Origin of the sequence: Nakamurella antarctica, assembly GCF_003860405.1 — a bacterium.
Classification (GTDB): Bacteria; Actinomycetota; Actinomycetes; order Mycobacteriales; family Nakamurellaceae; genus Nakamurella; species Nakamurella antarctica.
Genome location: NZ_CP034170.1, coordinates 1,658,293 through 1,682,128, shown reverse-complemented (window position 1 = coordinate 1,682,128; position 23,836 = coordinate 1,658,293). Strand labels below are relative to the sequence as shown.

Annotated in this window: 23 protein-coding genes and 1 tRNA gene; 12 read left to right on the top strand and 12 right to left on the bottom strand. The window is 61.1% G+C overall.

Going from position 1 to position 23,836, the window contains the following annotated elements:
• Positions 1 to 136 precede the first annotated feature (136 nt).
• A complete protein-coding gene (locus tag EH165_RS07375) occupies positions 137 to 1,855 on the top strand; it encodes an IlvD/Edd family dehydratase (protein WP_124798897.1) in 1,719 nt (572 codons plus the stop codon).
• A 140-nt stretch (positions 1,856 to 1,995) separates the two neighbouring features.
• Here the strand turns inward: EH165_RS07375 and EH165_RS07370 are convergent, their stop codons facing one another.
• Complete coding sequence (locus EH165_RS07370) at positions 1,996 to 2,475, bottom strand: hypothetical protein (protein WP_124798896.1); 480 nt, start codon at positions 2,473 to 2,475, stop codon at positions 1,996 to 1,998.
• A gap of 128 nt (positions 2,476 to 2,603) precedes the next feature.
• On the opposite strand from EH165_RS07370, the gene EH165_RS07365 reads away from it, so the two are divergent.
• A complete protein-coding gene (locus EH165_RS07365; RefSeq protein WP_124798895.1) occupies positions 2,604 to 5,576 on the top strand; it encodes a Tn3 family transposase in 2,973 nt (990 codons plus the stop codon).
• Between the two features lie 264 nt (positions 5,577 to 5,840).
• Here EH165_RS07365 and EH165_RS07360 read toward each other — a convergent pair whose 3' ends face one another.
• The 3 genes from EH165_RS07360 to EH165_RS07350 all read right to left on the bottom strand — a co-directional run bounded on the left by EH165_RS07360 (position 5,841) and on the right by EH165_RS07350 (position 8,254).
• On the bottom strand, positions 5,841 to 6,860 hold the full coding sequence (locus EH165_RS07360; RefSeq protein WP_124798894.1) for an ABC transporter permease subunit: 1,020 nt from the start codon (positions 6,858 to 6,860) through the stop codon (positions 5,841 to 5,843).
• A gap of 21 nt (positions 6,861 to 6,881) precedes the next feature.
• A complete protein-coding gene (locus EH165_RS07355) occupies positions 6,882 to 7,784 on the bottom strand; it encodes an ABC transporter ATP-binding protein (RefSeq protein ID WP_422392143.1) in 903 nt (300 codons plus the stop codon).
• Positions 7,785 to 7,861: 77 nt separating this feature from the next.
• The gene (locus tag EH165_RS07350; RefSeq protein ID WP_124798892.1) at positions 7,862 to 8,254 is read right to left on the bottom strand and encodes a GntR family transcriptional regulator; all 393 of its coding nucleotides are present in this window, start codon (positions 8,252 to 8,254) and stop codon (positions 7,862 to 7,864) included.
• Positions 8,255 to 8,713: 459 nt separating this feature from the next.
• Here EH165_RS07350 and EH165_RS07345 point away from each other — a divergent pair, with 459 nt between their 5' ends.
• The 3 genes from EH165_RS07345 to EH165_RS07340 all read left to right on the top strand — a co-directional run bounded on the left by EH165_RS07345 (position 8,714) and on the right by EH165_RS07340 (position 10,226).
• The gene (locus EH165_RS07345; protein WP_124798891.1) at positions 8,714 to 9,277 is read left to right on the top strand and encodes a bacteriocin fulvocin C-related protein; all 564 of its coding nucleotides are present in this window, start codon (positions 8,714 to 8,716) and stop codon (positions 9,275 to 9,277) included.
• 1 nt (position 9,278) lies between these two features.
• Complete coding sequence (locus EH165_RS15390; RefSeq protein WP_164479146.1) at positions 9,279 to 9,434, top strand: ribbon-helix-helix domain-containing protein; 156 nt, start codon at positions 9,279 to 9,281, stop codon at positions 9,432 to 9,434.
• A gap of 204 nt (positions 9,435 to 9,638) precedes the next feature.
• On the top strand, positions 9,639 to 10,226 hold the full coding sequence (locus EH165_RS07340; protein ID WP_239020757.1) for a recombinase family protein: 588 nt from the start codon (positions 9,639 to 9,641) through the stop codon (positions 10,224 to 10,226).
• Between the two features lie 134 nt (positions 10,227 to 10,360).
• Here EH165_RS07340 and EH165_RS07335 read toward each other — a convergent pair whose 3' ends face one another.
• The 3 genes from EH165_RS07335 to EH165_RS07325 all read right to left on the bottom strand — a co-directional run bounded on the left by EH165_RS07335 (position 10,361) and on the right by EH165_RS07325 (position 13,841).
• On the bottom strand, positions 10,361 to 11,566 hold the full coding sequence (locus tag EH165_RS07335) for an AI-2E family transporter (RefSeq protein ID WP_164479145.1): 1,206 nt from the start codon (positions 11,564 to 11,566) through the stop codon (positions 10,361 to 10,363).
• A gap of 371 nt (positions 11,567 to 11,937) precedes the next feature.
• On the bottom strand, positions 11,938 to 13,350 hold the full coding sequence (argG, locus tag EH165_RS07330) for an argininosuccinate synthase (RefSeq protein ID WP_124798889.1): 1,413 nt from the start codon (positions 13,348 to 13,350) through the stop codon (positions 11,938 to 11,940).
• Between the two features lie 38 nt (positions 13,351 to 13,388).
• Entirely contained in the window at positions 13,389 to 13,841 is a 453-nt protein-coding gene (locus EH165_RS07325; RefSeq protein WP_124798888.1) for a DUF6918 family protein, read from the bottom strand.
• Positions 13,842 to 14,046: 205 nt separating this feature from the next.
• Here EH165_RS07325 and EH165_RS15745 point away from each other — a divergent pair, with 205 nt between their 5' ends.
• The 4 genes from EH165_RS15745 to EH165_RS07295 all read left to right on the top strand — a co-directional run bounded on the left by EH165_RS15745 (position 14,047) and on the right by EH165_RS07295 (position 17,476).
• Positions 14,047 to 15,078: a lamin tail domain-containing protein gene (locus tag EH165_RS15745; protein ID WP_206426156.1), complete on the top strand. Its 1,032-nt coding sequence runs from the start codon at positions 14,047 to 14,049 to the stop codon at positions 15,076 to 15,078.
• A complete protein-coding gene (locus tag EH165_RS15740) occupies positions 15,075 to 16,625 on the top strand; it encodes an LPXTG cell wall anchor domain-containing protein (protein WP_206426155.1) in 1,551 nt (516 codons plus the stop codon). The genes EH165_RS15745 and EH165_RS15740 overlap by 4 nt, the downstream gene beginning before the upstream one ends.
• A gap of 159 nt (positions 16,626 to 16,784) precedes the next feature.
• Positions 16,785 to 17,018: a hypothetical protein gene (locus tag EH165_RS07300; RefSeq protein WP_124798887.1), complete on the top strand. Its 234-nt coding sequence runs from the start codon at positions 16,785 to 16,787 to the stop codon at positions 17,016 to 17,018.
• The gene (locus tag EH165_RS07295; RefSeq protein WP_124798886.1) at positions 17,015 to 17,476 is read left to right on the top strand and encodes a hypothetical protein; all 462 of its coding nucleotides are present in this window, start codon (positions 17,015 to 17,017) and stop codon (positions 17,474 to 17,476) included. Before EH165_RS07300 ends, EH165_RS07295 begins: the two co-directional genes overlap by 4 nt.
• Positions 17,477 to 17,491: 15 nt before the next feature.
• Here EH165_RS07295 and EH165_RS07290 read toward each other — a convergent pair whose 3' ends face one another.
• Positions 17,492 to 18,178 (bottom strand): TetR family transcriptional regulator, encoded by a 687-nt coding sequence (locus tag EH165_RS07290; protein ID WP_124798884.1) that lies wholly within the window; start codon positions 18,176 to 18,178, stop codon positions 17,492 to 17,494.
• A gap of 170 nt (positions 18,179 to 18,348) precedes the next feature.
• Between EH165_RS07290 and EH165_RS07285 the strand changes: the two genes are divergently transcribed.
• Both EH165_RS07285 and EH165_RS07280 read left to right on the top strand, forming a co-directional pair.
• On the top strand, positions 18,349 to 19,404 hold the full coding sequence (locus EH165_RS07285) for a ferredoxin reductase (RefSeq protein ID WP_124798882.1): 1,056 nt from the start codon (positions 18,349 to 18,351) through the stop codon (positions 19,402 to 19,404).
• A gap of 212 nt (positions 19,405 to 19,616) precedes the next feature.
• On the top strand, positions 19,617 to 20,798 hold the full coding sequence (locus EH165_RS07280) for a fatty acid desaturase family protein (RefSeq protein ID WP_422392142.1): 1,182 nt from the start codon (positions 19,617 to 19,619) through the stop codon (positions 20,796 to 20,798).
• Positions 20,799 to 20,875: 77 nt separating this feature from the next.
• Here the strand turns inward: EH165_RS07280 and EH165_RS07275 are convergent.
• Positions 20,876 to 20,958, bottom strand: a tRNA-Leu gene (locus tag EH165_RS07275).
• A gap of 156 nt (positions 20,959 to 21,114) precedes the next feature.
• Between EH165_RS07275 and EH165_RS07270 the strand changes: the two genes are divergently transcribed.
• Positions 21,115 to 22,446, top strand: coding sequence for a M20/M25/M40 family metallo-hydrolase (locus tag EH165_RS07270; protein WP_124798878.1), 1,332 nt, complete (start codon positions 21,115 to 21,117; stop codon positions 22,444 to 22,446).
• A 9-nt stretch (positions 22,447 to 22,455) separates the two neighbouring features.
• On the opposite strand, the gene EH165_RS07265 is transcribed toward EH165_RS07270, so the two are convergent.
• From EH165_RS07265 to EH165_RS07255, 3 genes are read right to left on the bottom strand one after another with little or no spacing between them, the layout of a single operon-like run.
• On the bottom strand, positions 22,456 to 22,764 hold the full coding sequence (locus EH165_RS07265) for an AzlD domain-containing protein (protein ID WP_124798876.1): 309 nt from the start codon (positions 22,762 to 22,764) through the stop codon (positions 22,456 to 22,458).
• Complete coding sequence (locus tag EH165_RS07260; RefSeq protein ID WP_124798874.1) at positions 22,761 to 23,522, bottom strand: AzlC family ABC transporter permease; 762 nt, start codon at positions 23,520 to 23,522, stop codon at positions 22,761 to 22,763. Before EH165_RS07260 ends, EH165_RS07265 begins: the two co-directional genes overlap by 4 nt.
• Positions 23,523 to 23,577: 55 nt before the next feature.
• Positions 23,578 to 23,808, bottom strand: a complete 231-nt coding sequence (locus EH165_RS07255; RefSeq protein ID WP_239020756.1) for a DUF5703 family protein — start codon at positions 23,806 to 23,808, stop codon at positions 23,578 to 23,580.
• Positions 23,809 to 23,836 lie beyond the last annotated feature (28 nt).

Sequence of the window (23,836 nt, the reverse complement as noted above, 5' to 3'; positions counted from 1 at the left end):
TGAGAGTGTCGTGCACGCTGAACAAGCACCAACCAGTGGATATCTCGCAGTCGGTTCGAGAAAAAGGCCTTGTTATGAAACAAATTGCTCTCCGCTACACGGTCGCAGTGGCTGGCCGTCCGACGGAAAATGATCGATGAGCGAGCTACGCAGCGCGCAGTGGTTTGCGGGCACAGACCGCAACGCCTATATCCACCGCGCATGGATGCGACGGGGCAACACTGACGACACCCTCGATGGGAAGCGACCTCAGATCGCCATTGCCAACACCGCGAGCGATCTCACCCCGTGCAATATGCATCTGGGTGAAGTTGCCGAGGCCGTGAAGCGCGGGGTATGGGAATCGGGCGGGGTGCCGTACAACCTCCCGGTTGTCTCGCTCGGCGAAACCCAAGTCAAGCCAACGGCAATGCTCTGGCGCAATATGGCCGCCATGGCGATGGAGGAGATGTTCCGCGCCAACCCCATCGACGGACTGGTACTGCTCGGCGGCTGCGACAAAACGATCCCCGCGCTTCTGATGGCTGCAGCATCGGTAAATCTGCCTGCGATCGTGGTCCCCGGCGGCCCCATGCTCACCGGGCACTTCCGCGGCGAGGCGCTGGGGTGCGGTACGGACGTCTGGCGCCTGAGTGAGGAAGTGCGGGGCGGCACCATTAGCAGTCAACAATTCCGCGACTCGGAAAGTTCGATGATCCGCAGTAAGGGCCACTGCAACACCATGGGCACCGCATCGACCATGGCGGTCGTCGCCGAGGCTTTGGGGATGACGATTCCGGGCTTTGCGGGAACCCCCGCACCTGATTCGCGCTTGCTGTCGTTATCTCAGGAAACAGGCCGCCTGATCGTTGATCTGATCGCCGCGGATCGGCGACCCAGCGACATCATGACGAGAAAGGCATTTCTCAACGCCATCATCGCCGTCGCTGCCGTAGGCGGCTCGACGAATGCCGTCGTACACCTGCTGGCAATTGCAGGCCGTGTCGGCGTGCGGCTCACCCTGGACGATTTTGACGAAGCGGGCAGGGATGTTCCGCTGCTGCTCAATCTGCAGCCGTCGGGACATTTCTTGATGGATGACCTCTACCGGGCCGGCGGGCTGCTCGCAGCACTTTCCGAAATCAGCGACCTCTTGCACCCGGACCCCATCACAGTCACGGGGAAGCCGCTCGTCAGCTACCTCGGAAACTCACCCGTGTATGACGACACCGTGATCTTGCCCCGCGATAAACCACTCATGGAACACGCCGGCATCGCCGTGCTCCGGGGTAATCTCGCCCCGGACGGCGCGATCATTAAGCCATCAGCTGCCACCCCTGCCCTCCTTCAGCATCGGGGGCCCGCCGTCGTGTTCGACAGTATTGAGGATATGCGGGCACGTCTCGACGACCCCGATCTCGAAATCACGGCAGACTCGGTGCTCGTACTGCGAGGATGCGGACCGCGCGGTTATCCTGGCATGCCCGAGGTGGGAAATATGCCGTTGCCTCGCACACTGCTCGAGCAGGGAGTGCGAGACATGGTTCGCATCAGTGATGCGCGGATGAGTGGCACCGCCTACGGAACGGTGATCTTGCACGTAGCTCCCGAGGCGGCGGCGGGCGGGCCGCTGGGGCTTGTGCGGACCGGCGACGTCATCGAGCTTGATGTCGAGGCCCGCACGCTCAGGATGATGGTGTCCGACGACGAGCTCGCCGCGCGCTTGGCATCGCCAGAATCTGTCGCCGCGTTTGCGGCCCCCGACCGCGGCTGGGCGAAATTGTACGTCGAGCACGTCATGCAGGCCGACACGGGTGCAGATCTCGACTTCCTGGTTGGGTCGAGCGGTGACGGGGTAGCTAGGGAGTCGCACTGACTTCGATCTGCGGGTGCCCGAATACGGGTACGTGAATACAGGTGCCAGCGGCCGCATACTCTCGTGCTCGAGGGGGGGGAGGGCATCTCAACCGGCGCGAACGGTAAGAATCCCGAGCCCACGCCGTGCGTCCAGAGAAGCTACCTCTTGCCGAGGGCGAGCTTCGACGCTGCGAAGAACTGGTTGGACACAGTCGTGAACATGAGAACAATGGCCGCCACCGCGCACCCGGCGCTCAACCAGCCAACGATTTGCTCAGCGCTGTCAGAGTAGGCAGTCCCGTTGACCTCGACAGAGCCAAAGCCGGAGGCCTGGCTAACAATGGATAGCGCAGACAGCACGGTAAGCACGATCCGTGCCCAATTCCGGCCTGCACGCATCTTGAACGCAAAAAAGAGGTAGAGCGCCAGAAATATAACTCCGGCAATCACTCCTACTAATCTGGCGGCATTAATAACTGCCCCGACCGTCAAACCCGTCCCGGCAAGATCGGCCTCGCTCTGAGCCTCGAGAACACCTTCCGCAAGGGCGCGGGCCCAGATAGTGCTATTTACCAAGAGAATGGCGCTGACAAGCGAGAGAATCGCCGTGAGCAGGTAGATAAAAAACGCTGCTTTCACGGTTCCCGGGGCCCCGGGGCGGGCCGCAGCTAGCGGCGTGTTGGAGGTCGGAGTGGGGGTGTTGGTAACGGTGCTGTCACCAGCCCCAACGAGGAACAGGAGCGCAGGGGCGAGGACGATAGCCTTGTATGGAGCAGGTGCCGGTCGATCTTGGTGAGCTGGTCGAGTTCTGGACGTTGCTTAATGAGGACCGGGAGTTGCTGGTAGGCAAACGGGGCGTGTCGGCGTTGGGGTTTGCGCTGCTGTTGAAGTTCTATAGTCGTCATGGGCGGTTCCCGCGGGGTCGGTCCGATCTGGCGGACGGTGTCATCAGGTTTGTCGCGGACCAGATCGGTTTGCCTGCGTCGGATCTCGGGTTCTACGAGTGGTCCGGGAGCACGATTGAGTACCACCGGTCACAGATCCGGAACCATCTTGGTTTCAAGGTGGCCACGGTCGCCGATCAGGACGATTTGACGGTCTGGCTGGCCGAGCATGTTGCGAACGTCGAGCGTCGCCCGGATCGGGTTCGTGAGGCGTTGTTGGCCCGGTTTCGTGCGCAGCGGATCGAGGCTCCGACTGCCGGTCGGCTGTTACGGATGGTCCGTTCAGCCCTTCGTACGGCCGAGCAGGATTGGGCAGTCAGGATCACTGACCGGGCGGGCTCGCCATCGGTTGCGGGGCTGCTCAGGTTGGTCGAACCGGACCCAGACGGGGACGACGGGACCGACGGCGGTGCGGGGACTTTACTGGGGCTGATCAAGGCCGGCGCAGGCAACGTGAGCTTGGAGTCGATGATGACCGAGATCGGGAAGCTCAACGTCGTCAGGGGTCTGGGTTTGCCTGCCGGGTTGTTTGCCGATGTGGCTCCGAAAGTGGTCGATGGGTGGCGCGCCCGCGCCGCGGTGGAGGCACCTTCGCATCTGCGCCGCCATCCGCCGGAGCTGAAGGTGCTGTTGTTGGCGGCGTTGGTGCATCAGCGGCAACGGGAAATTACCGATACGTTGGTAGATCTGTTGATCGCCACCGTGCATCGGATCGGCGCCCGCGCGGAGCGGCGAGTCACCAACGAGCTGATCAACGCATTCCGGCGGGTCTCAGGCAAGGAGAACATCCTGTTCGCCATCGCTGAGGCGGCGTTGCAACAACCCGATGAGCCGGTACGGGATGTGGTGTACCCGGCTGTTTCCGGTGGTGAGCAGACGTTGAGGGAGCTGGTCCACGAGTTCAAGACGAACGGTCCGGTGTATCGGCGGACAGTGCAGACAACGTTGCGGGCCTCCTACACGGGCCACTACCGCCGCGGTCTGATCGCGCTGTTGCAGGTATTGGAGTTCCGTAGCAACAACACCACGCATCGGCCGGTGATCGACGCGTTGGATCTGATCATCCGCTACGCGAAGGCCGGCAACCTGACCTTTTACCCATTGGGTGAGACGGTGCCGTCGCATCGGGGCACGACCGGTGACTGGTCGGACCTGGTCCATCGGGTGGACACCCGCGGCCGGCACCGGGTCACCCGGATGGTCTACGAAGTAGTCACCTTCCAGGCGCTGAGGGAGCAGCTGCGGTGCAAAGAGATTTGGGTGGTCGGCGCGGACTCCTGGCGCAATCCCGACGACGACCTGCCCGCCGACTTCGAGGAACGGCGCGGGGAAAACTACGGCGAACTGCGCAAGCCCCTGGATCCGGCGGTGTTCATCCACGATCTTCGCAACGAGATGATCGCCGCCTTGGAGGAACTGAACCGGGCGGTGCCGGGCCTGGACTGGTTGACCGTCACCGAGCGGCCCTCGGGTGCGATCGGACTGTCCAAATATGAGGCTGCCCCGGAACCGAAGAACCTGCGCCGGGTCAAGGCGGAGGTACAGCGCCGATGGGGAACGGTCGCGCTGATCGACATCTTGAAGGAAGCGGTGCTGCGCACGGGATGTCTGGACGAGGTCAGCGCTGTCGTCGGCAGCGGTACGCTGCCGGTGGCCGTGCTGGCGGAGCGGCTGATGCTGGCCATCTACGCCTACGGCACGAACACCGGCATCCGCGCTGTCGCCGCCGGCGGCGGCCACGGCCACACCGAAGACGAGATCCGGTACGCCCGCAGGCGGTATCTCACCAAGGACACCGCCCAGGCAGTCGCCATCGGCATCGCGAACGCAACGTTCGCGGTCCGCCGGCGGACGTTGTGGGGCGAAGGGTCGACCGCGGTGGCATCGGATTCCACGCATTTCCGCTCCTACGATCAGAACATCTTCACCGAGTGGCATTCTCGTTACGGTGGCCGAGGGATCCTGATCTATTGGCACGTCGAACGCGGGTCGATGGTCGTGCACTCCCAGACGTTGCGGGCCTCCGCCTCCGAGGTCCACGCCATGGTCGAGGGCGCGATCCGCCACGGCACCACGATGAAGGTGGAGGGCAATTATGTCGACACGCACGGCCAATCCGAGATCGGATTCGGGATCACCCGGCTGCTCGGGTTCGACCTGCTGCCCCGGATCAAGCAGATCAACAAGGTCCGACTCTACCGCCCGACAGTCGGGCAACCCGAGGCCTACCCAGAGCTCACCCCGGCACTGACCCGACCGATCCGGTGGGACTTGGTCGAGCAGAACTACGACCAGATGATCAAGTACGCCACCGCGATCCGTCAGGGCACCGCCTCCACGGAGGCGATCCTGCGCCGCTTCACCCGCTCCGCCTCGCACCCGACTTACCAGGCGATGCTGGAAGTCGGTCGGGCGCAGCGGACAATCTTCGTCGCACGGTACCTGCGCAGCCGCGAACTGCAACGGGAGATCACCGAAGGTCTCAACATCGTCGAGGCGTTCAACGGAGCGAACTCGGTCATCTACTACGGCAAGGGCGGCGAGATCGCGTCCAACCGACCCGACGAGCAGGAGATGACCGTTCTGTGCCTGCGGATACTCCAAGCAGCCCTGGTCTATGTCAACACCCTGATGCTCCAAGACGTCCTGGCCGATCAGGAATGGGACGATCTACTGGCGCCGGAAGGCCGCCGGGGACTGACACCGCTGTTCTGGCAACATGTTCTGCCCTACGGTGAAGTGAAACTGGACATGACGACCCGCCTGAAAATTGCGTCGAGCTTGAATTCGGGATAGATGCCAGGCCCCGCTTTGCCTTCGGCTGTCGGGCATAGGGCCGTAGCTGGAGCATCCGGTCCAACAGTTTTCACCAACGTTGCAATTCTTTGTACCCGGCCCTGCAGCACCGGCGAACCGGCCGTACCTGGCGACTTGCTCATTGATCAAAAAATGGGGGTGTAGGTGACCTGGCCGCGACGCACAGCCTTTGGCCGTTGTTGCTGACCTGTCGGCTTTGTGGCACTGCCCTAGCTGCAGGAGTCGTCCCGATGGTAAGAGTGATCAGAAACTTGCCGGTCCAGCGGCGACCGAGAGCTGGGTAACAGATGTGGTGCTGCGGACGGAGCGTTTCCGGGATCGGCCTGCGGCGACGATCAGAGCTCCGGCCAACAGCGAGGCCAACAGCAGGATGGCGTCCTCAGTCAACTGATAACGCCACCACCGAGTGGGCGGCTGAAACAGCACGACCGCTCGATAGCCGTGGCCCATCAGACAACTATCCGGAAGGACCTGCGGGTCGATTTGTGGGCAAGTCGTCGCGGTGTCGCGTTGTACGGCGACTTCGGACCGCGCGTTACCCTGCGGATCAAGCCACCACGAGTCGACGTAGGACGACCCGACCGGTATTGCCGCCGATACGGGCAGCGTGGTGACCACCAGCTGGTCGGGGGCCGCGTAGACGTAGTCACGGGCAGAGTTGAATGACATGAGCAACGCGACGGCCAGCACGATGGTGACGGCCATGGCCGGTAGGGTCCGGCGGATCACAGCGCCAGCGGCGGCGCCGATCATGAACGAGAACAGCCACCAGCCGGCCGGCACAATTCCACGGAGTTCAAAAAAGCTGCGGTCCGGGTAGACGCCGGGGAAAGTGGTCCCGCGGAACACGGAGAGCCACGCACTGATCATCAAACCCAGTGCCAGGCCACCCACCGCCGCGGCCGCGCCGATGACGCTGAGCTTTACTGTCAGCCACTTCTGCCGTGAAACTGTTTGCGTCCAGACGAGTTTGTAGGTGCCTCGTTCGTATTCCCGGGCCAGCAACGGCGCACCCCAGAACGCCCCGATAGGGCAGGGAGCAGGGGCAGGTACTGCAACAGCGGCTGAAGTTGTTGATAGCGACCTTTGAGTTGCTGGTCGAAGGCGGTGCAACGAGCCGCCGTTGACGGGCAACCCAACGGCGCTGACTGGGCGATGAACGATTGGGTCAGCAGGCCATGGATCAGTAGCACCGCGGCCAAGGCCAACAGAATGCCCCCGGTGGCGAGCAGGTGAGTGCGGTACTGGCGGAGCGTTAGCCACAGCATGGTCGTTCCCTCCTGGTCATGACCTCGCCGCAACGGGGTGTTGAAAGGTGGACTGCCCGGGAGCGCGCATATAGCCCAGCACCAGTTGCTCCAAGCCGACCGGACGGGTTTCCCACCGGGGGTCCAGGATGCAACGGGGTTGTGCGTGTCGCACCAGCATGGTGACTTGACGGTCGGTGCGGATCTCGTCGACCACCTCGATCCGGGAGTTCAGGTGGTCGGCCAGTTCGAGCGGTCCGGTGAGCACCTGGTGGTCTTCCAATAGGTCGGTGATATCACCGCTGACCTGGACACGGCCGTTATTGAGCACCACCAACCAATCGCAAGTTTCCTTCAGATCAGGCATCACGTGGGACGACAGGACGACGGTGAGTTGGTCTTCGGCGACGGCGGTCATGACCGATGCCATGACCTCGTGCCGGGCCAGCGGGTCCAGGTCCGCCAACGGCTCATCGAGCAGCAGCAGTTTCGGGCGTTTGGCCAGGGCCAGGGTCAGCGCAACCTGGGTGTGTTGCCCCCCGGAAAGCTTCCCGATCCGCCAGCTTAAGGCGATATTTAGCCCGGCCAGACGGCGGCGGGCGGCCTCATCATCCCAGGAAGGGTTGAGCCGCTGGCCAAGCTTTAACATTTCCTTGACCGTGAAACCGGCGTACAGGGGCTTCTCCTGAGGTAGGAACGCGACGTTGCTCAGCGTGGTCAGGTCCGGCCCAGGGGTGCGGCCAAGAACCCGGATCGTCCCGGTCGACGGGGCCAGCAGTCCCACGGCCAACTGCAGCAACGTGGTTTTACCGGAGCCGTTCGGACCGACCAACGCCACCACCCGGCCCTGCGGGATGCTCATCGAGCAGTCATGCAGCGCGGCGCGTCCCCGATAACGTCTGCCCAGCTGAAAGGTTTCGATGGCCGGGCACACCGTGATCTCCAGCTCGCAATTTCGCAGGTCCGGTAGGGCGGTCACCGAACTCAATCTGGCCGTGCCGATGGTTGTGGGGCTCTTCATGCTGACTCCCTCGTGGCGATGTCAAGCAATGCACGGCTGAACAGCGCCCGGATGTCCTCCTGCTCCAGCCCCGCTTCAAGTGCATCACGCACCCAGTCCGAAAGCTCCTCCTGCAGTCGGGCCTTCTCAGCTCGTGAACTATCACCCAGAGTCGCACTGATGAAGGTTCCCAGCCCGGGCCGGGGTTGCACCAGACCGTCGCGTTCCAAGTCGCGGTAGGCCTTGAGGACGGTATTGGGATTGATGGCTAGGTCCGCGACAACATCTTTAGCGGTCGGTAGCTGGTCGCCGGGGGCCAGCAAACCCAGCCTGATGGCGTGTCTGACCTGGTGGACAAGCTGCAGATACGTGGAGACGCCGGACTGGGGGTCCAAAGTGAATCGGATCATTTCTTCACTATTCCACTATTTGACTAGTAGTGCTAGCGTCCGGTCCATGGAAAAAACCGAAGTCCGTTGGGTCCTCGCGTTCGATGCGTCGTGCGCCAAGTGCCGGCAACTGTCCGCTCGAATGGCCTCGTCCTGTGATGGGAAGCTCGAGGTCCTACCTCTGGCCCATCAGGAGGTGGTGCGATGGCGGGAGGAAGCTTTTGGATCCCAGGCTGTGTGGGAACCGGCCCTGTTTAGCGTCGACGGTGAGAAAGTCCGCGGCTGGACCGGGAGAGCGATGGGTGTTCCGTTGGTCCGCCGGCTCGGTCTCGGTTCGACGCTGAGCGTCCTGCGAGCTCTAGGACAATTACGCGAGGTCAACGGGTCTCCAACTGACGAACTCGCTTCAACTCCGCCGGGGCCGTCAACCGCAAACGGTTCCTGCAGCTCGGGGCCGGAGCCCTGGTCGCCGGTGGTCTCATGGTCACCGGGAAACTACCCGCCTACGCCAGCGCCGACAAAGCCGGAGCTTGGGTGGCAGCAAACGCGAGTAACCTCCCCTCGACCTACGACGCCATCACGGCACACACCATGGAGTACCGGAAGGCGATCTATCAGACTCTGACGCCCTCGGCCAAGAGCAAACTCTGGATCGAGCAACTCGCGCGCTTCCGCTCCGCCCATGGCCAGCTAACAGTCGCGCAAGTAAAAGTTCTGGACTCAGCGGCGGCAACCGTAGCGAATCCAGCAACCTTCGCTGCCGTAGCCACCACCTCTACGCTGTCACGCAGCGACCAGGAGCTGCGGACGGCTTCGGAGAAGGCCTTCGGGCGCACCCAGACGCGGCAGTTAATGGCCGTCCTCGGACCAGAAAACGCGACCCCCGCCGGTGTGGCACAGCCTGCTGACCAGCGGTCCTGCACCTGCTCCACTGAGGATGACTGGTGTGACAACTCCACCCACTGCTTCAGCACCAACTGCCAGAACCATGTCGACTGTGGGTCGTGGTGGAACTACAACTGCAACGGTCTGTGCCGTAACTGACATGGATACGACCATCGAGCTACAGCCCAAAGATATCGAGTTCCTCGACAGCCTGGTCGCCAGGCAGGAGTTCACATCCAGAACAGATGCTATCCACAAGGCCCTAGAACTTCTGCAGAAGGAGATCGCAGAGAACGGATCGGTATTTCTGAAGTAGCCCCCGACCGCAAAACTCACAGGGAGGCGGCAGAACTTGCCGCCCCCGGTTTCGGCTCTAACGCAAACCAACGTCTGTGATGGACCCCGATCGCCGGGAGCTAGCGACCTCCGACGACGCCTGACAAGGGCTATCGCAATCTCATCACATAATCACCGCAACGAAACACTGCTAGGTCGCTGACTTTCGATAGGCTCTCGTTCCGTGGGAGACAAAATCGGGTACGCCAGGGTCAGCACCGCCGACCAGAACCCGGAGATGCAGCTCGACGCGCTGAGCGCCGCGGGGTGCCTCAAGGTGTACACGGACACCGCCACCGGCACAAAGGCCGACCGGCCGCAGTGGATTCGATGCCAGGAGGATCTCCGACCCGGCGACACCCTGGTCATCTGGAAGATCGACCGACTCGGCCGGAACCTGCGGGACCTGATCGACATCGTCACCACCCTGGAAGGCAGGGAAGTGGGCGTCCAGTCGTTGACCAACGGCATCGTCGACACCACCACCGCCCACGGCAAGCTGGTGTTCGGCATGTTTGCCCTGATGGCCGACTACGAAGCAGCCTTGATTCGAGAGCGAACGACGGCCGGCCTGCTCGCGGCCCGCAGCCGCGGCCGCCACGGCGGCCGGAAACCGAAGATGACCCCGGAGCTGATCGGCAAGGCCCAGCGGATGTACAACGCCCGGCAGTTCACCATGGCCGAAATTGCCACCTCCTGCGCCGTCACTCCCATGACCATTTACCGACACATACGCACCGACAGGACGGCCCAGAGGTCAACGGATCCCTGACTCCGTTGGGGCCGATGACAGTACCGTTACCAACACCCCGAGTGGGGTAATAGGGACTGGACATGGTGGCTCCTTAGAGAGAAAAGCTTCCGCTCGCCGCTCCACGATGCCAACGGATTACGACCGACGTTAACTCACGGCGCGGGTGTGGGTTGCGATACCGTCGAAATACTCGATGCCGAGGCGGTCGATGCGGTAGACATCGCACGGCTTTCACCCGCTAAAAATTTAATCGCCGCGTTCATACATGCCACCAGCGGCACGGCCAGTAATGCGCCGGTAATGCCATAGGCGATCACACCGGCCGCTATGGAAAGTGCGACCCCCAGAGGGTGCAGGCTCACGGCTCGGCCGAGCAAGATCGGTTGCAGCACATGGCCTTCGAGCTGTTGAACAGCAACTACCACAGCCAAAATAATGACCGCTTGTACTGGTCCAAGCGCCACCAGGGCAACCAGCACGGCCACGATTCCGCTGAGCAGTGCTCCGATGATGGGAATGAAGGAGGAGAGGAAAACGAACGCGGTCAATGGGACCGCGAGCGGCACGCCGACAATCACCAAGCCCAACCCGATGCCCACTGCATCGACAAAAGCCACCAGAACGGTGGCCCGCACATATCCCGTTAAAGTAGCCCACGCTCGCTCGCCAGCTCCACGCAGTCGCACCCTCGATTGGGCGGGGGTGATTCCCACCAACCAGTGCCAGATCACGCTGCCATCGCGCAAGAAGAAGAAGAGAATGAATAGCACGAGGACAAACCCCGTGATGAGATGGCCAGCGGAAGTCGCCGTATTCAGTGCTCCTGAGGTCAACGAGTCCTTGTTTTCCACTACGCTGTTTTTAATCGATGTCGTTGCAGAATCAATCTGATCTTGGGAGATCTTCAGTGGACCAGTGACTAGCCAGTCCTGAACCTTGCCGAGCCCACCGCTTACTTGGTCGGATAGGTCCTTCGCACCCGAAATAAACTGCCGAACAACAAGCGTCACTAATCCGATGCCCGCGGCTAACCCGCAGACGAAAACCACGATGGCAGCAATTGACGCACCGAGCCCTTTACGGATCAGAAAGTTCTTCAGCGGCGTCAAAAGTGCGGAAAGCAGCAGCGCAATAGCGATGGGGATCGTGAGTTCAGACATAAAACCGATGATGTACACGACAAGGGCAGTTGCAGCGAGAACCACAATGATCCGCCACGACCAAGCGGCGGCAATACGCATCCCCGGCGCCACCGTATTGCGGATGTTGTTGACGGAGTACTGAACGGGCACGCCTGGGTGCGCAGGCGTGTCGACCGGTTCCGTACTGATGGTCTTGTGGTCGGCGTTATCTGGCATTACTACTCCTCGGCGAGGTGGAAAGGGCTGAAAAGACTCTGCCCGTTGGACAAGTTGACGAAACCCGCAGCTGGCGAAGCTCCCGATGGTGCGCAGAGGGCCAGGGCCAGAGCCGCACATCGGGCTCGCCGAGTGGCAGCGTATGATCCGGATGTACCGAGGCCACCGCGCTTCTTCAGGAGAATCGAGTGCTCATGGCAGAAAAGTCATCAAAGCCAGAAAACAAGACCGCAGCCGCTAAGTCCTTGAAGGAAAAGCGCGCCGATAAAAAGGCCAAAGCTTCCACCAAGAATTACGGCAACTAACAACGCACCTGCTTGACGCACGAGTGAGGCCGACTCCCCGGGGAGTCGGCCTCACTCGTTTGTTCACTAATCGGTTCCGGATTCCATGGCTGCCCGGTCCAGCATCTCTTCGGCCTCGCCGGACCTGCCGAGCTCGCTAATCGCCTCGCCAGCGCCAGCTTCCAGTTCACCCACGAGCGTGTGCTGAGCCTCCAACTGACCCAAACCCGCGTAGAGCTCCAACTTGGCCCGAGTGTCGGCGATGTCAAGGTTGCGCATAGTCAGCTGCCCAATGCGATCTGTCGGCCCGAAGGCCGCGTCTTCTGTGCGCTCCATCGACAACTTGTCGGGGTGGTAGCTCAAATGTGGACCAGCGGTATTAACGATCGAGTAGTCCCAGCCGCGTCGCAACCGCACTGTGACTTCGCCACTAACTGCTGACCCCACCCATCTCTGCAACGACTCTCGGAGCATCAGCGACTGTGGGTCGAGCCAGCGCCCCTCGTAGAGCAACCGTCCGAGTCGACGGCCCTCAGTGTGATAGCTGGCGATAGTGTCCTCGTTGTGGATGGCGTTGACGAGGCGCTCGTAGGTGATGTGCAGTAAAGCCATCGCAGGGGCCTCGTAGATGCCGCGGCTCTTCGCTTCGATGATGCGGTTTTCAATTTGGTCGGACATGCCAAGACCGTGTCGGCCACCGATGAGGTTGGCTTCGTTGACCAAATCGACGGCCGATTCAAACGTTTTGCCGTTGATAGCGACTGGTCGGCCGCGGTCGTAGCGAATTGTCACATCTTCCGTGGTGATGTCGACCTGGGGATCCCAGTGCGCCACCCCCATTATTGGGGCCACAATTTCCATGGAGGCGTCAAGCTGCTCCAAGTTCTTCGCCTCATGGGTCGCTCCCCAAATGTTGGCATCCGTGGAGTAAGCCTTCTCGACGCTGTCCCGGTACGGCAGGCCTCGCTGAACAAGCCATTGCGACATTTCGGTGCGGCCACCGAGCTCGTTCACAAAGGCTTCGTCGAGCCATGGCTTGTAGATACGCAGCCGAGGATTGGCCAATAGTCCGTACCGGTAGAACCGTTCGATGTCGTTGCCCTTGTAGGTGGACCCATCTCCCCAGATCGAGACCCCGTCCTCGTGCATCGCCCGAACCAATAAGGTGCCAGTAACTGCGCGGCCCAATGGGGTCGTGTTGAAGTAGGGCATGGAACCTGAACGGATATGGAACGCGCCGCAGGCAAGAGCTACGAGGCCCTCCTCTACGAGCGCGGCGCGGCAGTCGACAAGCCGCGAAATTTCGGCGCCGTAATCCTTGGCACGGACCGGGACGCTGGACAGGTCCGGTTCATCGTATTGGCCGATATCCGCGGTGTAAGTGCAAGGCACCGCGCCTTTCTCGCGCATCCACGCGACAGCCACGGAGGTATCAAGGCCTCCGGAGAAAGCGATGCCGACTCGTTCGCCGACGGGCAGGGAGGTGAGGACTTTGGACACCAGGAAACCCTAGCGGACTCATCGTCGCCTTCCCACGCTCACGAAGTCGCGGCGTATTTTTCGATGATGGCGCCGAGCTGGGGGAGTGCGTCCACCACGTGCTTTTTCGCGCTCGGGCGCAACGTTCCGTAGATCTTCTTAATTCCATCTCGGCTAGTGCGTTCCGTCCAAGCGTCAGTGACGGTCAGCAACGCCTCCGATGATTCGTCACTGCGACCAGCCAGGTACTGACCAAAGTGAACATCTTTGGTCAATCCATACTGCTGGTAGAACGGATCAAGAGCGCCGACCAGTTCATCCAGGAAGCCATCGACGGCGGCCAGCACGACCCCGGGCTTAATTGCCTTGGCTGCGGCGAATCCGGCTTTGAGCATCAACCCGCTGACGCCACCCTTGCCGGCGACCTCACTATCGATCAGCGCTCGCACATCGGCCACCACGTGCGGTCGCTTCTGGGCGGTGAGGAGGATCTGCTGCAGCGTGTTCGTCATTGCGCGTACTCCCCCTCTCGATGCTGGTATCAGGCCGGACGCTGGTATCGGTCCCAGAGCTGCGGCGGGAGCCCGACTCGCGCCCATCGCATTTCGCGCCTGCGTCATTCACCGTACTTCGCAAGAGTCGGCCGGAAGAAATCGCAGTGTCGCATTCAGCGGGATCGCCAGGGTGCCCAGAGTGCACTGTTGAAACCGCGTTAGTGTGCCGTTCATCTTTCGTTTCGGCAAGTACCCCATTCTGGCTAAGGCCACACCTCAAGAAGCTGTGTGGCACCCGAACGAAGAGGATAAAGACTTGCGAACCTATTGGCGTAGAACACTTTCCGCAGCGACCGCCTCTTCGATGGCGATGGTGCCGCTGCTGGTGGGGGTAAGCAGTGCAGTCGCTGCGGCGCCCCCCACGATCGTTATCAATGAGATTGAGTCGAACGGTGGCGTTCCGGGTGATTGGGTCGAACTGTTCAACAGTGGTGCGACAGCCGTAGACATCTCGGGCTTCGGGCTTCTCGACAGCGATGACACCCACACCCAGTCGCTCATCCCCACCGGCACTACGGTTGCGCCCGGCGGCTACTACGTCGTCGAAGAAGCATCCCTCGGATTCGGCCTGGGCGGAGCTGATTCCGTGCGACTGTTCGCCGCCGACGGCACGACTCTGATTGATTCCTACAGCTGGACCGCACACGCGAGCACCACGTACGGACGCTGCCCCAACGGCACCGGAAATTTCGCCGTCACCACCGCCGCAACCAAGGGCGCGGCCAACGACTGCAGTATCCCGATCAAAATCAATGAGATTGAGTCGAACGGTGGCGTTCCGGGTGATTGGGTCGAACTGTTTAACAGTGGTGCGACAGCCGTAGACATCTCGGGCTTCGGGCTTCTCGACAGCGATGACACCCACACCCAGTCGCTCATCCCCACCGGCACTACGGTTGCGCCCGGCGGCTACTACGTCGTCGAAGAAGCATCCCTCGGATTCGGCCTGGGCGGAGCTGATTCCGTGCGACTGTTCGCCGCCGACGGCACGACTCTGATTGATTCCTACAGCTGGACCGCACATGCGAGCACCACGTACGGACGCTGCCCCAACGGCACCGGAAATTTCGCCGTCACCACCGCCGCAACCAAGGGCGCGGCCAATAGCTGCCCGGGAGATGTGATGACCTCCGTGTGGCCCGGAGGTGCGGCTGTTTCCACTGCTGACACGAAGGACACCCTGGGGGCAACGTGAGCGGCCTCGCCTACGAAGCCTCGGGCGGGGCAACGCCTGGGACGCTCTGGGCGGTCAAAAATGGCCCGAGCACGCTGTACAAGCTCATTTTTGACGGCACCGCCTGGGTGCCCGAAGCAGGGGACTGGGGCGCCGGCAAGCCCTTGCACTACGCGAACGGTCTGGGTGACCCGGACGCAGAAGGGGTCGCACTCACCGATTCGGGGCTGGCTGGTGGAATATTCGTCTCGACAGAGCGTGACAATAAAGTTGGGAAGGTCAGCAAACCCATGGTGCTGCGATTCGACGCCACCACATCTGGATCCTCCCTGCTGGCGTCCAACAGTTGGGACCTCACCGCTGATCTTCCGGTCGTCGCGCCAAACAGCGGCCTCGAGGCAATCTCCTGGTTATCCGACACGTTCCTTGTCTCCCAGGGCTTTTACGATGAGCACACCAACGCTGCCTACAACCCCAACGCTTATCCACACCATGGGTCCGGGCTGTTCTTCGTCGGCCTGGAAGCTAACGGAACCATCTACGCCTACGCCCTGGATCAAACCAGCGGTGCCTACACACGCGTCGCAACCATTTCCAGTGGCTTTTCGGGGGTGATGGATCTCGAGTATGAAGCCGAGACCAACAGCCTCTGGGCTGCCTGTGATGACACATGCGACGGCCGCACCTCAGTTCTTAAGATCGCGCAGTCCGGTCCAGCCGCAGGACGGTTCGTCGTCAACACCGTCTATGAGCGGCCAGCAGGCATGCCGAACTACAACAACGAGGGGTTTGCGATCGCGCCCCAAGCGCTCTGCGCTGATGGCGTGAAGCCGGTGTACTACGCAGACGACACCAACGATGGGGGGCATGCGCTGCGAAGCGGCACCATCAACTGCACACCATTGCCCGCGGGCCCCAGCACTAGCACTAGCACTAGCACTAGCCCTAGCACTAGCACTAGCACTAGCACCAGCACCGCGCCCGAGACGACCACTCCGTCCGGGACACCCAGCACCACAGCACCCAGCACCACAGCACCCAGCACCACAGCACCCAGCACCACAGCACCCAGCACTTCAAACCCGATGCCCACACCCGGGCCCGGTACGACGGTGAAGGTGTCTGCCGAAACTGTGGTGGCAGGCGGCTCGCTCTCGTTCACGGGCTCAGGCTTTATCCCCGGCGAATCAGTGGCGGTGTGGTTGAACTCCGATCCAATTTTGCTTGGCCGGGTAGTCGCGGACGCAAACGGCACTGTTGCTGGCGTTGTCACCATCGGCCCAAACACCGCACCGGGAGCGCACAGCATCCAGCTGATCGGCGACTCCAGCAGGACTGCGTCGGCTTCCATCATCGTCTTGGCTGCGTCCAGCACAGATCCGGATAACTCGACTGCGAGTGCGCCGCTTGCACACCGGACATCGGGTGCACCGGTGCCAGCTCCCGCACTCGCGCGGCCCGAACTTGCACAGACCGGCGTCAACCCCGCCGTCTGGTTGAGCGCCGGAATTATTGCTCTGCTTGCGGGCGCGATGCTGACTGTCACCGGACGTCGCCGCCGGACCTGAACTCGGCAACCAACCACTAGAGCGTCGCAATGGTAGAGGCCGGTCAGTGCCTCAAAGTGACGCTGGGTATCAGGTGGCCTAGGGCACCAAATTGAAGGAAGCGTACGGTGGGTTTCACCGCAGGTGAACGGTCGCTTCCGGCCTACGAGAGGATTGGCAATGTCAGATAGTCACGCAACAGAAGGCCCCATGACGGGCGAAGTCAGCAGTTTCGCCGACTTGGGTAAGGAAATGTGGTCGTATCTCACCGGCAAGGGTGCAGCGATCAACTACGAGTTCAAGGACATGATCGTCGAAGTTCCTCGTAGCACCGGCGACAACGCCCCTCGGGCCAACTGGCGCCTCAACGGAACACTGCGCATCACCACCTCTGAGGGTGCGTCGCAGGGATGACGGTTCAGGATCAGATGACGCGCCTGCTCGTCACGGCGGATCTGCGCATCGAGGTGAATGGCCTCGTGGCTGATTTATCCGGTTCAGGCCGTCATCTGGTCCTCCACACCGAGAATCCAGCCCAGCTGTGGAGAGAAGCCGCTGGGGCCGAAATGCCCGATGGTTTCAGCAATATCGGTGGATTGAAATCGCTGGGTGCACTTGCGCAACAACTGTCCGCTGTCGGCCTCCAAGTCGACGTCACAGGCCCGCGCGGGGTAGTTGCCAGGCTCGGTGGCGCTTCACCCTCACTTCTTGGCAAACTCGTGACGGGGAGCGACCAATTTGCGCCGGGCGCACCGCTGATTACAGTGCCGTTGCTGTGGCAGCGCGTCTCCAGAGTGGGGCAGGCCGGACTAATTTCCGGAGTCCTAGCCGCGGTTGCTGCGGTGGTGTTCATCAGCCGGCGAAAGAACTAGACGCCCGAGCCTTGATTAAGAACGCCACTCCTTAAATCCGATCACTATCAACCGCATTTCTCGACGCGCAGACTCTTTGATTCGTTCCTCCAAATCAGTCCGCCCGTCAGGAATCTCGGTCACGTCCTCCGCCTTTGAGACCATGTTCCGCACGAAAAGCTGTGCGACCATCTGCACGTCGTCAGCGGCCCAACGAGAGATATGTGGCAAGCGACCCAACATGATCGCCAGCTCGGTCGAGAACTGGTTGAGTTCGTGAGCAATTGCCTGGCGAATCGCAGCAGTCCCGCCAAGACGCTCTCGAGCGACGAAGGCAAAATGCGCCTTGTTGTTTTTCACCGCCTCTACCAAAACCTCCGCCGAGGCGTTAATAATGTTCTCGAAAACGCTGGGGTTGCGCTGAGCATCTCGAATCATCGCCCGCAGGGTAGAAAACGACTGCTCGACGAGAACCAGTCCGAGGTTCTCCATCGACTCGAAGTGCCGGTAGAAAGCCGTGGGCACTACGCCGGCCTGCACCGCGACCTGCCGCAGACTGATCTGAGCAAAACCATAGGTCTGGCTCAAAGTAAGCGCCGAGGCCATAATTGTCTCTCGGGTCCGTTCCTTTTGTTCCTGCCGCGTGCCGCCCGGCTCGGATCGTGAAGTGCCCTGTTGCGCCGATGTTGCGGCCAGTGAGGCTGGACCCACGCGTGGCTGCATGGCCCCACCATACGGGTCTGGGTGTACATCTGTGAACCTGCGGCGGAGTGCGCTGAACTGCGTTGTTGCGCGATCGCCGATTACGAGGCACAATTTCTAGTGTACAAGCGTGCACTCATGTCAGGGAGTCAGTTATCGCCATCATTCGCCGGGTACTCCGCTCGCGTGCAGTGGCGTCCTTCACCTCACCGCACACGGTCGACCACTATCTCGAGCACCTGCACCCCATGCTTACCGTGGGTCTGGTGCGAGCACGTGTGGTTCGGGTACTGCGCGAAACAGGCGATGCCAGTACCGTCGAGCTCCGCACCAACGGGGTCTGGCGCGGTTTCAAGCCCGGCCAACATGTGCAATTCGGTATCGAGGTCAACGGAACGAGAAGGATTCGCTGCTTTTCTATCTCCAGCTCGACTGCCGGTAAGAAGAAACTTTTCAGTGTGTCGGTCAAGGCGCATCCCGACGGATTTGTATCGCAGTTCCTGCATAACGAACTCCAACCCGGCACGTTGGTCCACCTTTCCCAAGCAGAGGGCGATTTTGTCTTACCCCGCCAGGTACCGGACCACCTGGTGCTTGCCAGCGGCGGCAGCGGCATCACCCCCGTCATGTCCATGCTTCGCTCTCTTCGCGACAGCAACCACCAGGGTGCGGTGGTGTTCCTGCATTACGCCCGCTCGAAGTCGGACGAAATGTTCTCTCGCGAACTGGACGAGATCTCCTCTGCCATGCCCAATGTCACGGTCCAACGGATTTACACCCGCGAACCCGAAGTTGGCGCGGCGCTAGCTGGCCGTTATTCGGTGGATCACCTCAAACACCTCGGGATCGACCCAGCAAGCACTCTGACCTATGTCTGCGGCCCCAGCGGTCTCATCTCCAGCATGCGAGAAACGTATGACGAAATGGGTGCCAGCGCGATGTTGCAGACCGAATATTTCAAGGTCCCATCGATCGACGTCCACGCAGCAGATGCCACCGGTACCTTGTCGTTTGAAATTGCCGGCTCAGATGCTCCAAACAGCGGCGCGACAATCCTTGAGCAAGCCGAGGCCGCAGGGCTCGCCCCCGCGTTCGGCTGCCGCATGGGCGTATGTAACACCTGCGCGATCAAAAAGGAATACGGCGCAGTTCGTCACGTCATTAGTGGCGAGATCAATGCTAATACCGGCGAGACAATCAAAATTTGCGTGAACGTTCCGGTGGGTGACGTCACCGTGGCTCTCTAGGACCTCACTATCGCGCACCGCAGATTCGCTTCACAGCATTAGCCCATAATTCAGACAGCATCAGCCAGCGTTCACCACAGGAAGACAAAAATATGTTCGGAAGAAAAAAGAAAGCTCCGATCAAGGCCCGTAGCGCGGCCGGTCACAATGCGGCACCGCTGACCTTGGTCGGCGCCGACCCGTCCAAGCTCTCCACCATCGGCCTGGAGTACATGACGTACTCGCAGCTGGAAGAATTCGGCGCCGAGCTTGACGAGATCCGTGGTCGGATCCTGAACGATCTTGGTCAGCGTGATGCGAACTACATCAGACGCGTAATCAAGGTGCAGCGCACGTTTGAAATCGTTGGCCGAATCGGAATCTTCTTTCCCTTCTTCTGGCCAGTTTTCGTACTGGGCATTGTTTGTCTGTCACTGGCCAAGATCATCGAGAACATGGAGATCGGCCACAACGTCATGCACGGGCAGTACGACTGGATGAACGATCCGATGGTCGACGGTAAGAAGTACGAGTGGGACATCATTGCCCCCGCTGAAGACTGGAAAAACGGCCATAACTACATGCACCACACCTACACCAACATTCATGGCATGGACCGCGACATCGGCTACAACCTGTTCCGAATCGACAAGGACCAGCCCTGGTACCCGAACCATCGTTTCAATCTGCCGCTGGCTTTCCTCTTGATGCTCGTCTTTGAGTGGGGCGTGATGTACCACGGCCTGGAACTGGATGAATATTTGAGTGGCAACATGCCGAAGAAAGAGTTTGACGTCCGTAAGAAACGGGCATTCAAGAAAATCCGCAAACAGCTGTTCAAGGACTATGTCCTCTATCCGGTGCTGTCTCTCGCGCTTGTGCCATTTACGTCGTGGTGGGTGCCGCTGGCAGTATTCGGCGCCAACTTTGTCGTCAACATCGTCCGCAATATCTGGACCTTCATCATCATCTTCTGCGGCCATTTTCCCGCTGAGGTGCAGACTTTCGCCAAAGCCGATGCAGAGAACGAGAACCGCGGTCAGTGGTATCTTCGCCAGCTGTTGGGTTCAGCGAACATTAACGGCGGCAAGGTTTTTCACCTTTTGACCGGCAACCTGAGCTTTCAGATTGAGCATCACATTTTCCCTGACATCCCTGCGCGCCGCTACGCAGAGGTGGCGGTGGACGTCCACCGCCTGGTTGAGAAATATGGCCTCACCTACAACTCCGGTCGTCTCTCGAAGCAGATGGGTAGTGTCGTGCGGCAACTAGCCACTTTAGCCACCCGTCCAGAGGATCCCTATCAGCGGGGCAACAGTCCGGAGTCCAAGGCACTGCGTCGCTCCAAGCGCGAGTCGAGTCGAACGGTGGCAGAATTGGCAGCGTCCGGGGGTGCGTTGGTAGAGGCTCCCTAATCAGCCCAGCAGCTCGGAAAAAGAAGACCCCCGGTGTGTGGACACCGGGGGTCTTCATTTTCACTGTCTCAACTGCGTGTCCGAGAAGGGACTTGAACCCTCACGCCCTTGCGGGCACTAGCACCTCAAGCTAGCGCGTCTGCCATTCCGCCACCCGGACAGGTGCATCGATTGCGTTCCCGCTCGACTGTTCTACGGTACTCGATTGTTGGCCGTGCGCCCAATCACCAGGTACGGGCACATGCTTGCTGTGCCAGCACCGTCGGGAGCAAGGATGGGTCCACTCGTCGAAACGCAGGGGTGGTAGTAAGTAGGCATGACCCATGCCACCGAGTCCCGAATTCCCTCCGATGCTGAGAACGAGGTGGTGCAACTCTGTAGCGAGTTGATCCAAATCGAGTCGGTGAATACCGGTGATCTGGCGACCATCGGTGACGGCGAAGCGCTGGCTGCCAAGTACATCCAGGCAAAGCTGGACGAAGTCGGGTACGAGACGACCTACCTCGAGTCCATCCCCGGCCGCGGGAACGTCATCTGCCGACTCAAGGGCGCAGACCCCAGCAGGGGAGCGCTACTGATCCACGGGCACGTCGACGTGGTACCCGCGAATGCGGCTGAGTGGACCGTTGATCCCTTTTCGGGCGCCATCCAGGACGGATACGTGTGGGGCCGGGGGGCAGTGGACATGAAAGACATGGTCGCGATGACCCTCGCCGTTGCTCTGGATTTCAAACGCCGCGGTGTGGTGCCCCCGCGCGACCTGATCTTTGCCTTCATGTCCGACGAAGAGGCTGGCGGGTACTACGGGGCGATCTGGTTGGTGGAGAACCATCCCGAACTCTTCGCAGGTGCCACAGAGGCCATCAGTGAGGTCGGCGGATTCTCCATTTCCCTGGACGAAACACGCCGGGCCTATTTGATCGCTGCTGCCGAAAAAGGCGTTGCGTGGGCGACGCTGAAAGCATCGGGCACCGCCGGCCACGGTTCTATGACCAACAGCGATAACGCGGTAACCCGGATCGCTGCTGCAGTCACAGCACTCGGGAGTTACGAATTCCCGATTGTCCGCACCGCTACCGTCGATGCGTTTTTGGCGGCAATGACACGTCTGACGGGTGTGGAATTCCCGGATGACGACCTCGAGGGCAGCGTCTCGAAACTGGGCGGAATCGCGCGCATCGTTAATTCAACGCTCCGAAACACAGCGAACCCCACCATGCTCAACGCCGGCTACAAAATGAACGTCATCCCCTCCACAGCACAGGCCTGTGTCGACTGCCGTGTCCTCCCGGGGACAGAGGACTCTTTCCGCAAGTTAGTGTCCGAAATCGTGGGCCCCGACGTGCAGATCGAATGGGTCTGGAATCCACCACTCGAGGTGCCTTTCGAGGGCGCGTTGGTCGAGGCGATGAAGGCGGCGCTACTCAGCGAGGACGCCGATGGCACTGCTATTCCGTACATGCTTTCGGGCGGCACCGACAACAAAATCTTCGCTACGTTGGGCATCCAAGGCTACGGATTTTCTCCACTCCGGTTGCCGAGCGACTTGGATTTTTCTGCGCTGTTCCACGGCGTTGATGAGCGAGTACCGGTGGACGCGTTGACCTTTGGAACTCGGGTCCTGGACACATTCCTGCGGACCTGCTGACGCGAAGGGCTACCAGCCCAAGAAGGATCGAACCAACGCGGTGCTGGCTGCTGCAAGAAGCACGACCACCAGAAATGGCCATTTGCGCCATACCGCGAACAGCGCGACCACCAACCCGACGACGCGAGCATCTACAGCGAGGTGTTGCCCACTTGCAAAGGATTGAATGGCAACGAGCGCGGCCAGCAGCGCTACGGGCAGCGCCGTGGCAACCCGCTGGACACGCGGGTTGTCGAGCACCCGCAGCGGAATGGACAGGCCGGCTACCTTGAGGGCGTAGCACCCGATACTTCCCAGCGCGATACCTAGCCAGATCATGACGCGGATCCTGAGGTTGGAGGCGGCGCGTCGTCTACCGCGATACTGCGATCCCTACCCTTCCCGCGCTGTTTGCGGAGTCCAAAAACAGCCGCCACGGCAGCAGCCACCAGTACCGGAACCCCGGCGGGCACATACGGTGCGGCCGCAACAGCCACAGCAGCGGCGCACAGCGCAATCATGCACGCTTGCCTGCTGCGGACCTGCGGCGCCAGTAGCGCAACGAAGGCCCCGGTCACGGCAGCGTCCAGACCGAACACCTTGGGGTCCTGGATGGCATTGGCTCCGAGTGCGCCAATGAGCGTGCCTAGATTCCACAAGCTGAACAGCAAAATGCCAGTTGAATAGAAGCCCCAGAGCGCCGCGCGGCGGGAGGGGCGACCCACCGACATAGCCGTGGTTTCGTCAATGACGAACTGCGCGGCGGCGAACCGGCGCCAGCTTCTCACCTGCAGAATCGAGGCTAAGCGCAGGCCGTAAAGGGCGTTTCTGCTCCCCAGCATGACGGCGGTTGCGGCGCCGGCCAACGGGCTGCCCCCGCCTGCGATCACGCCCACTAACGCGAATTGGGATCCGCCGGTGAACATCACCACGCTCAAGATGCAGGTCTGCAGAACGGTCAGGCCGGAGGCAATGGAAATCGCGCCGAACGACAAGGCGTAAGCGCCGGTGGCGAGGGAAACGCCGAGGGCGTCCCGAACGATGCGCCCGCGCGCGGCAGCCCAGGTGGCAGATTCGGGGGCGGAGGGATCATCCATAGCCAGACCACCGTAGGGGATAACAGATTACTAGCGCGCGTACAGGGGCGGGCAGCTACACACTCAGGTCGGGAAGCAGACCTGAGGTGCGGCGTCGTCTCAGATAGACCAACCGGCTGCCATCGTAGAATTTGAGCGAACGGGCCAGCTCCCAGCCGGTGAATTCAGCGCGAATGGATAACATCGCGGCCGTGGCGGACCGGGATAAATGGGGATCGATCTTCAGTCGGCGGTACTCGAAACCGTCATCAGATTCTTTTCCCGCCGCCGACGTCATCTCAGGCATGGCACGTATTCTGTCAAACCATTGGTGG

What these genes read in the sequence shown, in the direction of transcription:
- EH165_RS07345 (WP_124798891.1), top strand. Translation starts at nt 8,714, where the DNA reads ATGGTCACCGGGAAACTACCCGCCTACGCCAGCGCCGACAAAGCCGGA.
- EH165_RS07325 (WP_124798888.1), bottom strand. Translation starts at nt 13,841, where the DNA reads ATGACGAACACGCTGCAGCAGATCCTCCTCACCGCCCAGAAGCGACCG.
- EH165_RS07375 (WP_124798897.1), top strand. Translation starts at nt 137, where the DNA reads ATGAGCGAGCTACGCAGCGCGCAGTGGTTTGCGGGCACAGACCGCAAC.
- EH165_RS07255 (WP_239020756.1), bottom strand. Translation starts at nt 23,808, where the DNA reads ATGCCTGAGATGACGTCGGCGGCGGGAAAAGAATCTGATGACGGTTTC.
- EH165_RS15390 (WP_164479146.1), top strand. Translation starts at nt 9,279, where the DNA reads ATGGATACGACCATCGAGCTACAGCCCAAAGATATCGAGTTCCTCGAC.
- EH165_RS07265 (WP_124798876.1), bottom strand. Translation starts at nt 22,764, where the DNA reads ATGATCTGGCTAGGTATCGCGCTGGGAAGTATCGGGTGCTACGCCCTC.
- EH165_RS07270 (WP_124798878.1), top strand. Translation starts at nt 21,115, where the DNA reads ATGACCCATGCCACCGAGTCCCGAATTCCCTCCGATGCTGAGAACGAG.
- EH165_RS07300 (WP_124798887.1), top strand. Translation starts at nt 16,785, where the DNA reads ATGTCAGATAGTCACGCAACAGAAGGCCCCATGACGGGCGAAGTCAGC.
- EH165_RS07350 (WP_124798892.1), bottom strand. Translation starts at nt 8,254, where the DNA reads ATGATCCGATTCACTTTGGACCCCCAGTCCGGCGTCTCCACGTATCTG.
- EH165_RS07290 (WP_124798884.1), bottom strand. Translation starts at nt 18,178, where the DNA reads ATGCAGCCACGCGTGGGTCCAGCCTCACTGGCCGCAACATCGGCGCAA.
- EH165_RS07280 (WP_422392142.1), top strand. Translation starts at nt 19,617, where the DNA reads ATGACGTACTCGCAGCTGGAAGAATTCGGCGCCGAGCTTGACGAGATC.
- EH165_RS07260 (WP_124798874.1), bottom strand. Translation starts at nt 23,522, where the DNA reads ATGGATGATCCCTCCGCCCCCGAATCTGCCACCTGGGCTGCCGCGCGC.
- EH165_RS07295 (WP_124798886.1), top strand. Translation starts at nt 17,015, where the DNA reads ATGACGGTTCAGGATCAGATGACGCGCCTGCTCGTCACGGCGGATCTG.
- EH165_RS07335 (WP_164479145.1), bottom strand. Translation starts at nt 11,566, where the DNA reads ATGCCAGATAACGCCGACCACAAGACCATCAGTACGGAACCGGTCGAC.
- EH165_RS07365 (WP_124798895.1), top strand. Translation starts at nt 2,604, where the DNA reads ATGGAGCAGGTGCCGGTCGATCTTGGTGAGCTGGTCGAGTTCTGGACG.